The 13590-nt window shown below is 62.1% G+C and carries 12 protein-coding genes; 6 read left to right on the forward strand and 6 right to left on the reverse strand.

All coding sequences use genetic code 11. The features are described 5' to 3' along the window. Positions 1-21: 21 nt before the first annotated feature. Together AACY52_RS11805 and AACY52_RS11810 are read right to left on the reverse strand one after the other, a co-directional pair. Entirely contained in the window at positions 22-1119 is a 1098-nt protein-coding gene (locus AACY52_RS11805) for an SMP-30/gluconolactonase/LRE family protein (RefSeq protein ID WP_339560511.1), read from the reverse strand. Next, a complete protein-coding gene (locus AACY52_RS11810) occupies positions 1116-1793 on the reverse strand; it encodes a sterol desaturase family protein (protein ID WP_339560512.1) in 678 nt (225 codons plus the stop codon). The genes AACY52_RS11805 and AACY52_RS11810 overlap by 4 nt, the downstream gene beginning before the upstream one ends. A 204-nt stretch (positions 1794-1997) precedes the next feature. On the opposite strand from AACY52_RS11810, the gene AACY52_RS11815 reads away from it, so the two are divergent. From AACY52_RS11815 to AACY52_RS11840, 6 genes are all read left to right on the forward strand, one after another. Next, positions 1998-2921, forward strand: coding sequence for a substrate-binding domain-containing protein (locus AACY52_RS11815; protein ID WP_339438271.1), 924 nt, complete (start codon positions 1998-2000; stop codon positions 2919-2921). Positions 2922-2984: 63 nt separating this feature from the next. Continuing rightward, complete coding sequence (locus AACY52_RS11820) at positions 2985-4493, forward strand: sugar ABC transporter ATP-binding protein (RefSeq protein WP_339418027.1); 1509 nt, start codon at positions 2985-2987, stop codon at positions 4491-4493. Continuing rightward, complete coding sequence (locus AACY52_RS11825) at positions 4459-5451, forward strand: ABC transporter permease (RefSeq protein WP_339427870.1); 993 nt, start codon at positions 4459-4461, stop codon at positions 5449-5451. The genes AACY52_RS11820 and AACY52_RS11825 overlap by 35 nt, the downstream gene beginning before the upstream one ends. Positions 5452-5479: 28 nt before the next feature. Further along, complete coding sequence (locus AACY52_RS11830) at positions 5480-6559, forward strand: alcohol dehydrogenase catalytic domain-containing protein (protein WP_339560513.1); 1080 nt, start codon at positions 5480-5482, stop codon at positions 6557-6559. A 2-nt stretch (positions 6560-6561) separates the two neighbouring features. After that, entirely contained in the window at positions 6562-8094 is a 1533-nt protein-coding gene (locus AACY52_RS11835) for an FGGY-family carbohydrate kinase (protein WP_339427869.1), read from the forward strand. Between the two features lie 85 nt (positions 8095-8179). After that, positions 8180-8905 (forward strand): SDR family oxidoreductase, encoded by a 726-nt coding sequence (locus tag AACY52_RS11840; protein WP_339418021.1) that lies wholly within the window; start codon positions 8180-8182, stop codon positions 8903-8905. Here AACY52_RS11840 and AACY52_RS11845 read toward each other — a convergent pair. The 4 genes from AACY52_RS11845 to AACY52_RS11860 all read right to left on the reverse strand — a co-directional run bounded on the left by AACY52_RS11845 (position 8902) and on the right by AACY52_RS11860 (position 13578). Next, on the reverse strand, positions 8902-9906 hold the full coding sequence (locus tag AACY52_RS11845) for a LacI family DNA-binding transcriptional regulator (protein WP_339560514.1): 1005 nt from the start codon (positions 9904-9906) through the stop codon (positions 8902-8904). The two genes, AACY52_RS11840 and AACY52_RS11845, sit on opposite strands and share 4 nt — an antisense overlap. Before the next feature lie 58 nt (positions 9907-9964). Next, positions 9965-10828, reverse strand: a complete 864-nt coding sequence (locus tag AACY52_RS11850) for a LysR family transcriptional regulator (RefSeq protein WP_339427868.1) — start codon at positions 10826-10828, stop codon at positions 9965-9967. 81 nt (positions 10829-10909) lie between these two features. Further along, positions 10910-12313, reverse strand: a complete 1404-nt coding sequence (locus AACY52_RS11855; RefSeq protein ID WP_339560515.1) for an amidase — start codon at positions 12311-12313, stop codon at positions 10910-10912. Further along, positions 12310-13578, reverse strand: coding sequence for a Zn-dependent hydrolase (locus AACY52_RS11860; RefSeq protein ID WP_339418013.1), 1269 nt, complete (start codon positions 13576-13578; stop codon positions 12310-12312). The genes AACY52_RS11855 and AACY52_RS11860 overlap by 4 nt, the downstream gene beginning before the upstream one ends. Positions 13579-13590 lie beyond the last annotated feature (12 nt).

Consider the following 13590-nt stretch of genomic DNA (forward strand, 5'->3'; position numbering starts at 1 on the left):
CGCCTGTGTGCCCTTTTTGCGTCAGGGCGCCAACGCCAGCGCCAACGGCACGCGCGCCATGCTCGTGCTTTTCAACGAACCCAGGTACAACCAGTTGCCATACTCCCGAGCGGTGGTGATGGGCGAGTAATTCCCTGCGCTGCCGTCCTGCAAATTGGCGATGACCTTGCCCTCGGTATCCAGCCCGAGCACAAAGGCTTTGCGCTCGATCGGCTTGGGCACCACCATCAGCGCGCGCACCATCACCTTGCGCAGCAGCGGGTAGCCGGCAAAGCTGTCCAGCAGTGGATTGCGCGGCGAGTACAGCGCCACCCAGAAACGGTCCCTGCCTTTGAAGCTGAGGTTGTCCGGCAGGCCGGGCAGGTTGTCGATGAACAGATCATGGGTGCCGGCTCGTTCGCCTTTGAGCCAATAACGGCTGATGCGATAGGCGCCGGTCTCATTCACCAGCACATAGTTTTCATTCGGACCCAACGCCACGCCGTTGGCGAATTGCAGCTGGTCCAGCAACACATCGGTGTTGCCGTTGCTGAAGTCATAGCGCAGCAGCCGACCATCGCCGCCATGCTCGATCACCGCTTCACCGTCCTGCCCATAACCCCAGCGACTGGATGCATCGCTGAAGTACGCATAACGTCCGCTGGCGTCCACGATGACGTCATCGGTGAAGCCAAACGGCAGGTCATTGGCGCCAGTGCTGAGGATGGTGAGTTGGCGCTGGGCATCCAGTGCAAGCAGCCCCTTGATCCCATCGGCAATGATCAAGCGGCCATCCGGGTGTAGCGCCATGCCCAGGGGGCGACCGCCGGTATTGGCCAGCACTTCCAGGCTGCGGCTGTCGGGCGAGGTGCGGATGATGCGTCCGTCATGCAGGCCACTGATCAGAAATCCCTGGGCATCCAGCAGCAAGGCCTCGGGCCCGGCGATGTCCTGGGCGCCGATTTTCTGCACACCTTTGAGACGCTGGTTTTCGGCGTAGGGGCCGTCTTTCATCGAGGGCGCCTTGGGCGGCGTCCAATTCACCGGTTGCACCTTGGTTGGCATTAATAGCAGAAAGGCGATCACTGCCAGAAACAGCACAAACAGCAGATGGCGCAGTTTTGTTGGGCGGGTACTCATGTGGATTCCTGGTTGTTGTGGGGAGGCGGTTCCCAGTGCAGGGTGCCGAACAGGTAGTCCATCAGGGGAAGCACGATATTGAAATTACGCCCCTGCATCAGCTCACGGCGGTGATGCAGGGCGTGCAGCCGGTGCATCTGGCGGATCCACGGCAGGCGCGCCAGCGGGTGATTGGCGGGCAAGTGCTCGCAGGCGTGAAACACTTCGTAAAGTAAATACCCAAGGATCATGCACCCGGCGAACAGCCCGGCGACGTTGGGGCTCAGTTGCTGAAGCAGCCACCAGGCGGGCAAGGTGATTGCCAGGCTGTGCAACACGATCAGCCAGGCCGGGAACAGGATAACGCGCCAGTCCCTCGGGCTGTCGAAAGTCATGTGGCCGGGGGTGAAGAAGCTGTGGTGATCGCCGGTGTGGCGCGCGTAGAACAAACGAGTCAAGGCATGTTTATGGTGGCCGAGGTGGCGGTGCACCAGGTAGATGCAGAGGTTGAAGAACACCAGCGTCAAAGGCACTGTCAGCCATTGCAATGTGGATATGTGGGCGGTGGATGACCACGCAAGGGCGATGCAGGCAACGCCGTAGCCGAACACGAAACTGGCGTGAAGCCAGGGGTTGTAGTGGGGCGCGACGTTAGCGCGGTAGCGGACGCGAAAGGTCTCGGTGGGGTGGCGCATGGCGGGCAGCTCGGTATTTTTATTGTTGGTGGATGAGCTTAGTTGCTACTCGAACTTGTGCGAGTTTTTGCGTAGCACATAACTCTAATGTGGGGGCGACCGACCAGCGGCCCCTTGCGCCTGCCTAATTTCCTTGCTAGTTTCTCGCAAAATGTTAACGATAACATTTGCTCTAAAAATAAAAACAAAACAGAGAACCATGCCATGAAAATGCTTCCGAAAACCCTGTGTTTATTGGCTGTAAGCATCACCCTCGGCACCGCTTCCCCGGCGTTTGCCGACACTGGCAATCCGATCCGCATTGGCGCGTCCTTCCAGGAAATCAACAACCCCTATTTCGTCACCATGAAAAACGCCCTGGAAGAAGCCGGGGCGACCATCGGCGCGAAGTTGATCATCACCGACGCCCGCCATGACGTGTCCAAGCAGGTCAGTGACGTCGAAGACATGCTGCAAAAAGGCATCGATATCCTGCTGATCAACCCCACCGATTCGGTGGGCGTGCAGTCGGCCGTCAAATCCGCCCACGCCGCTGGTGTGGTGGTGGTCGCGGTAGACGCCCAGGCGGATGGCCCGCTCGATTCCTTCGTCGGTTCGAAAAACTTCGACGCCGGCTTCCAGGCCTGTGAATACCTGGCCAAGAACATCGGCAACAAAGGCAATATCGCCATCCTCGATGGCATCGCCGTGGTGCCGATCCTGGAGCGTGTGCGCGGTTGCAAAGAGGCCGTTGCGAAGCACCCGGACATCAAGATTGTCAGCATCCAGAACGGCAAGCAGGAGCGTGACCAGGCGCTGACCGTCACCGAGAATATGCTGCAGGCCCAGCCCACCCTCAAGGGCATTTTCAGCGTGAATGACAACGGCTCCCTCGGCGCTCTGTCGGCCATCGAAGCCAGTGGCCTGGACGTGAAGCTGGTCAGCGTCGACGGCGCGCCGGAAGCGATCAAGGCGATCCAGAAACCCGGCAGCAAATTCATCGCCACCTCGGCCCAATACCCCCGCGACCAGGTCCGCCTCGCCCTGGGCATTGCCCTGGCGAAGAAGTGGGGCTCGCAAGTGCCGGCCTCCATTCCAGTGGACATCACCTTGATCGACCAGGCCAAAGCCAAGGATTTCAGCTGGTAAATCGTCCATGCCCCACGTCATCCGTGGGGCTTAAGGTTTCCTTCTGAATACGAGGTCGGCGGTATGAGCAGTCTTCTGAAGCTGGAAAACATCTGTAAGCGGTACCCGGGCGTACAGGCCCTCAAGTCCATCAACCTGCAAGTCGAGCGCGGTGAGATTCATGCCTTGCTCGGCGAAAATGGCGCGGGCAAATCGACGCTGATGAAGATTCTCGGCGGCGTCGAGCATCAAGACGAAGGCCAGATCCTGATCGACGGCCAGGCGCAGCAATTCGCGACCTATCGCGATGCCATTGCTGCGGGTATCGGCATCGTGTTCCAGGAATTCAGCCTGATTCCTTACCTCACGGCGGTGGAAAACATCTTCCTCGGCCATGAGCTGAGCAACCGCTTCGGCCTGTTGCGCAAGCGCCAGATGGTCGAGGCCAGCGAGGCCTTGTTCAAGCGTCTGGGCGTGAGGATCGACCTGCAATGCGCGGTTAAGCACCTGAGCGTGGCCGAGCAGCAGTTTGTCGAAATCGCCAAGGCCCTGGCCCTGGATGCGCGCCTGCTGGTGCTCGACGAACCCACGGCCACGCTTACGCCCAGCGAAGCGGAGCTGCTGTTCGAGATCATGCGCGAACTCAAGCGCCAGGGCGTGGCGGTGATTTTTATCTCGCATCACTTGGAAGAGATTTTCCAGGTGTGCGACCGCATCAGCGTGCTGCGTGACGGCGGCAATGTCGGCGTCACCGATGTGGCCGACAGTGACATCGACCGTTTGGTCGAAATGATGGTAGGTCGTCGCCTGGAATGCAGTTTTCCGCCCAAACCGACCAGCGCACGCGGCTCGCTGTTGCTGGAGGTCAAGGACATCCAATTGGTGCGCAATGGCCCCCACAACAGCTTCCAATTGCACAAGGGCGAAATTCTCGGCTTTGCCGGCTTGGTCGGCTCCGGCCGTACCGAACTGGCGCTGGGCATGATGGGCGCGCTGCCGGCAGTGAGCAAAGAGGTGTGGCTGCGCGGTGAAAAAATCACCCTCGATGACCCGGCCCAGGCGCTGGCCCACGGCATCGGCCTGCTCCCGGAAAGCCGCAAGAGCGAAGGGCTGATCACTGATTTCAGCATTCGCGAAAACATCTCGCTGAACAACCTGCCCAAATACCAGAACGCCTCCGGCCTGATCGACAAAAGCCGCGAATGTGCGAGCGTCGAAGGCCTGATGAAACAGCTGTCGATCAAAGCCCCGAGCAGCGAAAGCCGGGTGTTCAACCTCAGTGGCGGCAACCAGCAGAAAGTCGTGATCGCCCGCTGGATCAATCACCACTGCAACGTGCTGGTGTTCGACGAACCCACCCGTGGCATCGACGTGGGGGCCAAGGCGCAGATCTACGCGCTGATGCGCAGCCTCACCGAGCAGGGCTACGCAATCATCATGATTTCCTCCGAATTACCGGAAGTCATTGGCATGTGCGACCGCGTCGCGGTGTTCCACAAGGGCGCCATCGTCAAGGTACTCGAAGCGTCTGCCGTCAATCCTCAAGAGGTCATGCGCCATGCAACAGGGGGCTCAAGTGAATACGTCCATTAGCAGCGGCGACAGCAGCCGGCTGCGCCTGAACCTGGCGAGGCTAGTGCGTTCGCCGGCGTTTTATCCGTTTGTGGGGCTGGTGGTGGTGACCCTGGTGATGATCCTCGCCAGCGACACGTTCCTCACCGCCAGCAACCTGTCGAACATCGCCCGCCAGGTGTCGATCAACGCGATTATCGCGGTGGGCATGACCTGCGTGATTCTCACTGGCGGCATCGATTTGTCGGTGGGGCCGGTGATGGCCTTGTCCGGCACGCTTACCGCCGGGTTGATGGTCGCGGGGCTGCCGCCAGGGTTGGCGATTGGCGCGGGCATGTTGATCGGTGTGGCCTTCGGCATCGGCAACGGTCTGTTCGTGGCCTACCTGCACATGCCGCCGATCATCGTCACCCTGGCGACCATGGGCATCGCCCGTGGCCTGGGCCTGATGTACACCGACGGTTACCCGATTTCCGGGTTGCCGGAGTGGTTCGGCTTCTTCGGCCGCCAGAGGCTGTTCGGCATTGAAGTGCCGATCCTGATCATGCTGATCACCTACGCCGCCGCCTATGTGCTGCTGCAACACACGCGCATCGGCCGCTACATCTACGCCATCGGCGGCAATGAAGAAGCGGTGCGTTTGTCCGGCGTGCGCGCCGCGCGCTTCAAGTTGCTGGTGTACGGCATCAGCGGCCTCACGGCGGCGATTGCCGGGCTGGTGCTGACCTCACGCTTGATGAGCGGCCAGCCGAATGCCGGCGTGTCGTTCGAGCTCGATGCGATCGCTGCCGTGGTCCTTGGCGGCGCGTCGATTGCCGGTGGGCGTGGGGTCATCGTCGGCACGTTGCTCGGCGCCCTGCTGCTCGGCGTATTGAACAACGGTCTGAACATGCTTGGCGTTTCGCCCTACGTCCAAAGCGTGATCAAGGGCGGGATCATTCTGCTGGCGATTTTTATCAGCCGTCAGCGCCATAAATAAACTCCTAACAAGAACGGGATCAGACACCATGGATAAGCACACCGAAATGCAAGCCGTCGTCTGCCACGGCCCCAAAGACTACCGCCTGGAACGCATCGGCAAACCTCAGGCACGTGCCAATGAACTGGTGATCCGCATCGCCGCCTGTGGCATCTGCGCCAGTGACTGCAAGTGCCACTCGGGCGCGGCAATGTTCTGGGGGGGTGACAACCCGTGGGTCAAGGCGCCGGTCGTGCCGGGGCACGAGTTTTTTGGCTATGTGGTGGAAGTCGGCGAGGGCGGCGAAGAGCACTTCGACGTCGCGGTAGGCGACAAAGTGATTGCCGAGCAGATCGTGCCCTGCGGCAAGTGCCGCTTCTGCAAATCGGGCAAGTATTGGATGTGCGAAGTGCACAACATCTTCGGCTTCCAGCGTGAAGTGGCCGAAGGCGGCATGGCCCAGTACATGCGCATTCCCAAGACCGCCATCGTGCACAAGATCCCTGAATCGGTGTCGCTGGAAGACTCGGCGCTGGTGGAGCCGATGGCCTGCTCGATCCACACCGTCAACCGTGGCGATGTCCAGCTTGACGACGTGGTGGTCATCGCCGGTGCCGGCACCCTCGGCTTGTGCATGGTCCAGGTCGCCGCGTTGAAAACCCCGAAAAAACTGGTGGTGATCGACATGGTCGACGAGCGTCTGGAACTGGCAAAAAAATTCGGCGCTGATGTGGTGATCAACCCGTCCCGCGACAACGCTCGCGAGATCATCAACGGCCTCACCGACAACTATGGTTGCGACGTGTACATCGAAACCACTGGCGTACCGGCCGGCGTCACCCAGGGCCTGGACTTGATCCGCAAGCTCGGGCGCTTTGTCGAGTTCAGCGTGTTTGGCGCCGAGACTACGGTCGACTGGTCGATCATCGGCGACCGCAAGGAGCTGGACGTGCGCGGTGCCCACCTCGGGCCTTACTGCTACCCGATTGCCATCGACCTGTTCGAACGTGGCCTGGTCACCTCCAAGGGCATCGTCACCCACGATTTCCCCTTGGATGACTACGCCGAAGCGTTTGAGCTGGCCAACTCGACCACGTCAATCAAGGTGCTGTTGAAGCCGGTGGCCTGAGCATGAACTACGTGATGGGTGTCGATATAGGAACCCAGAGCACCAAGGCGCTGCTGGTGGATGGTCAAGGCACGATCATCGCCCAGCACAGCCAGGGGTATCGCGTGGATACCCCGAAAGTGCGCTGGGCCGAACAATGGCCGCAGGTCTGGCTGGACGCCGTCGAAGCCTGTGTCGCGCAGTGCATGGGCAAGGCGGGCGTGGCGGCGCAGCAGGTCAAGGCGCTGTGCATCAGCAGCCTGTATGGCGGTTCGGGAATTGCGGTGGATGCACAGATCACACCGCTGCACCCGTGCCTGATCTGGATGGACCGCCGCGCCGGCGAGCAGGTGGCCTGGGTGCGCGAGCAGGTGGACCTGGAACGCTTGTTCGAGGTCACCGGCAACTCGGTGGACAGCTACTACGGTTTCACCAAGATGCTCTGGCTCAAGCAGCACCAGCCTGAGGTGTGGGCGAACACCCGCTACTTGCTGCCGCCCAACAGCTATATCAACTTGTGCCTCACGGGTGAGTTGGCGGTGGACCATAGCAGCGCCGGCAATATCGGTGGTGTCTACGATGTGGCCGCGCGCGGCTGGTCCGGCGAGATGCTCGATGCACTGGGCATACCGCAGGCGATGATGCCTGAACGCTTGGTGTATTCCGGTGAAGTGGTCGGTGGCTTGTTGCAAGACTGGGCATTGCGCCTGGGCCTGCAGGCCGGTACACCGATCCTGGCCGGTGGCGTCGATGCGGCCATGGCCACCTTGGCAGCGGGCGTGACTCAGCCGGGCAATCACGTGGCGATGATCGGCACCAGCATGTGCTGGGGTTACCTGAACCAGCAGGTGGATGCACACCACGGCTTGGTGAGCATGCCCCACGTCTACAACGGCCACCGGGACCTGTACATATTCGGCGGTGCGATCACCGCCGGTGCCTCGGTCAGTTGGTTTCGCGAGCAGTTCTGCCAGGCTGAAGAGCAACAGGCCAAGGCCACCGGCCAGGACAGTCTGGCGCTGCTGGAACAGAGCGCGATGAGCATTCCGGCGGGCAGTGAGGGCCTGCTGTTCCTGCCTTACCTGATGGGCGAGCGCAGCCCGGTGTGGGATGACCGCGCAAGTGGCAGTTTTGTCGGCTTGAACCTGTATCACAGCCGCATTCACCTGTACCGCGCGGTGCTGGAGGGGGTGAGTTTTGCCCTGCGGCATAACATCGAAGCGGGCACTCGCGGGGCGCATTCCCTGGACCCGCGTTTGATCGTGGTGGGTGGCGCGAGCCATTCGGATTTGTGGATGCAGATCATCGCGGATATTACGCAGTACCCGGTGTACACCATCGTTCAGGAGGTGGAAGCGGCGTTGGGTGCGGCGTTGTTGGCGGCGCATACCGTGGGGTTGGTGAGTGATGCAGAGATGGATAAAGGATGGGTGCAGTTGGCGCTGCGGGCGGAGCCACAGCGGGAAAATATCGCAACGTACGACCAAGCGTTTGCCGAGTATTTGAAGCTGTATCCCGCCCTGAAACCGATCATGCACACCCTGCAAACCAACTGATTCAACACAGCCCAAAAATGTGGGAGCGAGCAAGTCGCACCGCCGCACCCACAGGGGATCTCCATTGTTCTTGAGATTGTGATCTATGAACGCAGCCTTCGACTTCACCCACCACCGTATCCTCGTCACCGGCGCCAGCAGTGGCATCGGCCGCGAGATCGCCCTGCAGTTGATCGCCAGCGGCGCCGACGTCTTTGCCCTCGGCCGCGACGCCCAAGCCCTGGCCCAACTCGGCTGCCACACCCTCTGCCTGGACATCGCCGACAGCACCGCCCTCGACAAAGCCCTGCAAGACCTGCCGCCGCTGCACGGCCTGGTCAACTGTGCCGGCATCTCGCGCCTGGAACCCGCTGCCATGATCAGCGCCGACGCGTTCGACCAAGTGATGAACGTCAACGCCCGCGCCGCCGCGCAAGTCGCCAGCCGCGTGGCCGCCAAAATGATCAAGGCACACATCGCCGGTAGCATCGTCAACGTCTCCAGCCAGGCCTCGCTGGTGGCCCTGGACGATCACCTCGGCTACTGCGCGTCCAAGGCCGCGCTGGACGCGATCACCCGCGTGCAATGCGCCGAGTGGGGCCGTTTTGGGATTCGCGTCAACAGCGTCAATCCTACGGTCACGCTCACACCGATGGCGACCATGGCCTGGTCCGAGCCGGCCAAGCGTGATCCTGCGCTGGCGGCTATTCCCTTGGGACGCTTCGCTGAAACCGTGGAAGTTGCGCTGCCGGTGCTGTTCCTGCTGAGCCGCGCCGCCAGCATGATCAGCGGTGTCAGCCTGCCCATCGACGGCGGCTATACCAGCCGCTAGCCGTTTTCCAACTGGCCGGCTATCACCACCTTGTCCCGTGGTTTGAACGGGTCTTCGAGGTGGTCAAGCAACAGGCGTACCGCGCTGCTGCCGGCCAAGGACGCGTCGTGGGCCACGCAGGCGATGGGCACGCCGAAGATATCGGCGAAGGGCAGGCGGTCGATGCCGCAAATGGTCAGGCTGTCGTGGGGGATGTTGTGCATGCGCAACGCGCGCAGGGCACCGAGGGTGATCAACTGGTTGAAGCCCATGATCGCATCCGGCGCCGAGTGTTCGGCCAGGTAGTCGAGGGTGTGCAGGTACGACGGCATCAGCGTGTAGTCGCCGGCCTGCACTTCGACCTGCACCTGGGGATGTTCGGCCAGCACTTCGTGCAGGCCCTTGAGGCGTTCGACGGTGATGCGTGAGTGTTCGGGCCCCGTCAGCACCAGCACGCGCTTGAGCTTGGGTGTCTGGCGCAGCAGGTAGTGCGCGGCCTGGATGCCGCTGTGGTAGTTGTCCAGCACCACGCGGCTGAACGGGCTGTCGTGGATCGTGCGATCGAGCAGCACCACCGGGGTCTTGCCGTTGCCCAGGCGTTCAAGGTAGTCGGGTTGGTAGCTCGGCTCGTCCGAGACCGGCGACAGGATGATCCCCGCCACGCGGTAGCCCAACAGGGTGTCCACGGCTTTGCTTTCCAGCTCTTCCAGCTCGTCGGTGTCCACCAGCATGATGGTGTAGCCGTGCTGCTTGGCCTCGCGGGAAATCGCCTTGATCATTTCGCTGTAGAACGGGTTGTCCACTGAGGCGGTGATCACGCCGATGATCAGGCTTTCACTGCGCTTGAGCCCGCGGGCGAAGGCGTTGGGCACATAGTCCAGCTCCCGCGCTACTTCGAGGATGCGCGCCAGGGTGGCCGGCTTGACCAGGTCAGGTTTGCTCAGCGCGCGGGACACCGTGATGGTGGTCATGCCCACGCGTTTGGCGATGTCGCTGATGGTGACGGACTTTTTCTTGTTCATCGGCAAGGCTGCAAAAGGAAACCCCCGCAGGCTAGCATGCGCGCGGAGTCAGGGTGATTCAAATCAAGGGGTCCCAGCGCTGCGACCAGTCACTTTCGGCCTTGACCACTTCGCGAAGCAACCCCAGCGCCTGTTGCAACACCGCCGAATCTCGCGCCCTTGCATACACCAGGTAAGTGGGAAAGCTGAACTCCGGCGCCTTCGGCACGCGCTGCATCACGCCGCTGTCGAGGTAGCTTTGCACCACGCGGGTACGGAAATAGCCGGCGCCACCGTTCTCCAGGAGGTACTGCAACGCCAGTGGCCCGAGGTTGAAACTCAGCGCGGCGCGGGCCTTGTCGGGCAGAGCGGCGTCATGCTGCTGGCGAAAGCCTGGGCCCCAGTCGATATACACATAGGGGGCTGGATTGCTCACCAGTTGCACCAGGATCAGTTTTTCTTCCAGCACCTGCTCCACCTGCAACCCCGGCCAGTACTGCGGTTGGAACACCAGCGCGGCGTCGAGCACGCCCAGTTCCAACTGGCGCAACAGGTACTCGCCTTCACGGATTTCGGTACGCAGCGCATGGCCGGGGATATGTTGGCGCAGCGCCTGGGCCCAGCCGAGCATCAGCGGGTTGCACAGGCTGACCTCGCCACCGATGTGCAGCACGTTGCGATAGCCATCCGGCAAGGGCAGGTCACGCTTGGCGGCTTCCCAGGTTTGCAACAATTGGTTGGCGTACACCACGAAGGCTTCGCCATCGGCGGTCAGCCGCGCGCCAGCACGGTTGCGCACGAACAGCGTGCTGCCCAACTGGCTTTCCAGGCTCTTGACCCGTGCGGTGATGGCGGTCTGGGTGACGTGCAGTTTCTCGGCCGCTGCAGCCAGGCTGCCGCAGCGGGTGATTTCGAGGAAAGTGCGTGCCAGTTCGATGTCCATGAAGCCCCCGGTGATGAATGGGGGCATTGTAATGGAATGCGGTCAAAACGGTGCGAGCAAGCCCGCACAGGTTATTGCATTTCAGGCTGGGGTTTTGGGTGTCTGCAAGTGCCGGGTAGGGAATGCTTTGGCATACACCTGGCACACCCGTAAAACCGTTTCATCCGCAAACCGTGCGCCTACCACATGCAAGCCCACCGGCAGCCCATTCGCTGCTAGCCCACACGGCACTGAGGCTGCCGGTTGTTGGGTGAGGTTGAAGGGGTAGGTGAACGGCGTCCACTCTGTCCACTCCTGAAAATCCGAGCCCGGTGGCACGTCGTGCCCGGCGTCGAACGCGGTGATCGGCATCATCGGCGATACCAGCACGTCGTAATGTTCATGAAAGGCCGCCATGCGCGCTACCAGTGCTGCGCGTGCTTCGAGGGCGGCGCTGAAGTCATCCAGGCTCAACCGCTCACCGCGTCGTGCGATGCGCAGCAAACCAGGGTCCAGCATCTGTTTTTGCGCCTCGCTCATGCTCCCGGTCAGGCGTGCGGCGCCGGCTGCCCACAGGGTGCTGAAGACTTCCAGCGGGTCGCTGAAGCCGGGGTCGATTTGCTCGACATGGGCGCCCAGTTGCACCAGCCCTGCCACCGCTTGAGCGACGACCTTGGCCACGTGCGGGTCGACGTCCACGTAACCGAAGTTCGGGCTATAGGCAACCCGCAAACCTGTCAGATCCGTACCCGGCGTCAGCCATGGTGTGGTGCGTGGCGCGCCGATCAAGCCATCCCGTGCATCCGGCTGGGCGATGGTCTGCAGCATCAACACGCTGTCCTCCACGGTACGGGTCATCGGCCCTAGGTGTGAAAGGAGGGTCATGGAACTGGCCGGCCACTGCGGCACATAGCCAAAGGTCGGCTTGATACCAAAGGTGCCGGTAAACGCACAGGGAATCCGAATCGAACCGCCGGCATCGCTGCCTTGGTGCAGCACGCCCAGGTTCAACGCCGCCGCGGCCCCAGCGCCACCGGAAGAGCCGCCCGCCGTGGTGCGTGTGTCCCAGGGGTTGCGGGTGATGCCGTACAGCGGGTTATCGGTGACGCCTTTCCAGCCGAATTCCGGGGTGGTGGTTTTGCCCAGCAGCACCGCGCCGGCCTTGCGCATAAAGGCCGGGAAGGGCGCGTCGACCTCCCACGGCCCGTCGGCGGATGAGGTGCGCGAGCCCTTTCGAGTGGGCATGCCTATCGTCAGCGTGAGGTCTTTGATCGACGCCGGCACACCGTCCAACGCGCCGCAGGGTTGGCCGTCGAGCCAACGTTGTTCCGAAGCGCGCGCCGCGTTCAGCGCGCCTTCCGGGTCCACATGGCAGTAGGCATTCACTACCGGATTGAAACGTTCGATACGCCGCAAAGCGTCTCTGGTGACTTCCACCGGCGACAGGCGCTTGTCGCGAAAATGCTGCAGCAGTTGCACTGCCGTCAATTCGCCGATTTCACTCATGCCACATCCCCCTGAGCCGCCTTGACCATGGCGCGCAGCAATACCGCGCAGCCCGCCGCCAAGTCATCCGGCGCGGCGTTTTCGATTTCGTTATGGCTGATGCCGCCTTCGCACGGCACAAAGATCATCCCGGCGGGGCCCAGTTCGGCGACGAAAATCGCGTCGTGCCCGGCGCCGCTGACGATATCCATATGGCTCAAGCCCAAGACACTCGCCGCGTCGCGCACCGCGTTGACGCAGGCCGGGTTGAAGTCCAGCGGTGGGAAGTCGGCTGTCGGCGTCAGCTCAAAGGTGAGGCCGTGCGTTTTGGCGGTGGCTTCGATCACGCCGCGCACTTCATCGACCATCGCTTGCAGCGTGTCCGCATGCAGATGGCGCAGGTCGATGGTCATGTGCACTTGGCCCGGAATCACATTGCGCGATCCCGGGTGCAGGCTCAGGCAACCGACCGTGCCACAGGCGTGGGGTTGTTGTTGATGGGCGATACGGTTGACCGCGCTGACCACCTCCGCGGCGCCCACCAGGGCATCCTTGCGCAGGTGCATCGGCGTCGGGCCGGCGTGGGCTTCGACGCCGGTGAGGGTGAGGTCGAACCACTTCTGGCCCAGGCAGCCCATGACCACGCCAATCGTCGTGGCCTGGTCTTCCAGCACCGGGCCTTGTTCGATATGGGCTTCGAAATACGCACCCACCGGGTGGCCGACCACCGCGCGCGAACCGGCATAGCCGATGCGCTGCAACTCGGCGCCCACCGACAGGCCTTGGTCGTCGAGCTTATCGAGGGTGTCCTGTAAATCGAATTTACCGGCAAACACACCCGAACCCATCATGCAGGGCGGGAAGCGCGAGCCTTCTTCGTTGGTCCATACCACCACTTCAATCGGCGCATCGGTTTCGATGTTCAAGTCATTGAGGGTGCGGATCACCTCCAACCCGGCCATCACCCCATAGCAACCGTCGAACTTGCCGCCGGTGGGCTGGGTGTCGATATGGCTGCCGGTCATCACCGGGGGCAGGGCAGGATTGCGTCCGGCGCGGCGCGCGAAAATATTGCCGATGGCGTCGACACTGACGCTGCACCCGGCCGCCTCACACCATTGCACAAACAGGTCGCGGGCCTGGCGGTCCAGATCGGTGAGGGCCAGGCGGCACACGCCGCCCTTGGCCGTGGCGCCAAGCTGGGCCAGGTCCATCAAGGATTGCCACAGGCGGTCGCGGTTGATCAGCGGGGCGTTGCTCTTGAGCGGTTGCGCAAAACTATTCATCAGCAGTCTCCG

The sequence above is a fragment of the Pseudomonas sp. EA_65y_Pfl1_P113 genome, from assembly GCF_963970525.1.
GTDB lineage: Bacteria > Pseudomonadota > Gammaproteobacteria > Pseudomonadales > Pseudomonadaceae > Aquipseudomonas > Aquipseudomonas tritici.

Excerpts from the sequence above, each read along its gene's own strand:
- AACY52_RS11860 (WP_339418013.1), bottom strand. The coding sequence starts at position 13,578 with ATGAATAGTTTTGCGCAACCGCTCAAGAGCAACGCCCCGCTGATCAAC.
- AACY52_RS11850 (WP_339427868.1), bottom strand. The coding sequence starts at position 10,828 with ATGGACATCGAACTGGCACGCACTTTCCTCGAAATCACCCGCTGCGGC.
- AACY52_RS11835 (WP_339427869.1), top strand. The coding sequence starts at position 6,562 with ATGAACTACGTGATGGGTGTCGATATAGGAACCCAGAGCACCAAGGCG.
- AACY52_RS11805 (WP_339560511.1), bottom strand. The coding sequence starts at position 1,119 with ATGAGTACCCGCCCAACAAAACTGCGCCATCTGCTGTTTGTGCTGTTT.
- AACY52_RS11825 (WP_339427870.1), top strand. The coding sequence starts at position 4,459 with ATGCAACAGGGGGCTCAAGTGAATACGTCCATTAGCAGCGGCGACAGC.
- AACY52_RS11810 (WP_339560512.1), bottom strand. The coding sequence starts at position 1,793 with ATGCGCCACCCCACCGAGACCTTTCGCGTCCGCTACCGCGCTAACGTC.
- AACY52_RS11840 (WP_339418021.1), top strand. The coding sequence starts at position 8,180 with ATGAACGCAGCCTTCGACTTCACCCACCACCGTATCCTCGTCACCGGC.
- AACY52_RS11830 (WP_339560513.1), top strand. The coding sequence starts at position 5,480 with ATGGATAAGCACACCGAAATGCAAGCCGTCGTCTGCCACGGCCCCAAA.
- AACY52_RS11820 (WP_339418027.1), top strand. The coding sequence starts at position 2,985 with ATGAGCAGTCTTCTGAAGCTGGAAAACATCTGTAAGCGGTACCCGGGC.
- AACY52_RS11845 (WP_339560514.1), bottom strand. The coding sequence starts at position 9,906 with ATGAACAAGAAAAAGTCCGTCACCATCAGCGACATCGCCAAACGCGTG.
- AACY52_RS11855 (WP_339560515.1), bottom strand. The coding sequence starts at position 12,313 with ATGAGTGAAATCGGCGAATTGACGGCAGTGCAACTGCTGCAGCATTTT.
- AACY52_RS11815 (WP_339438271.1), top strand. The coding sequence starts at position 1,998 with ATGAAAATGCTTCCGAAAACCCTGTGTTTATTGGCTGTAAGCATCACC.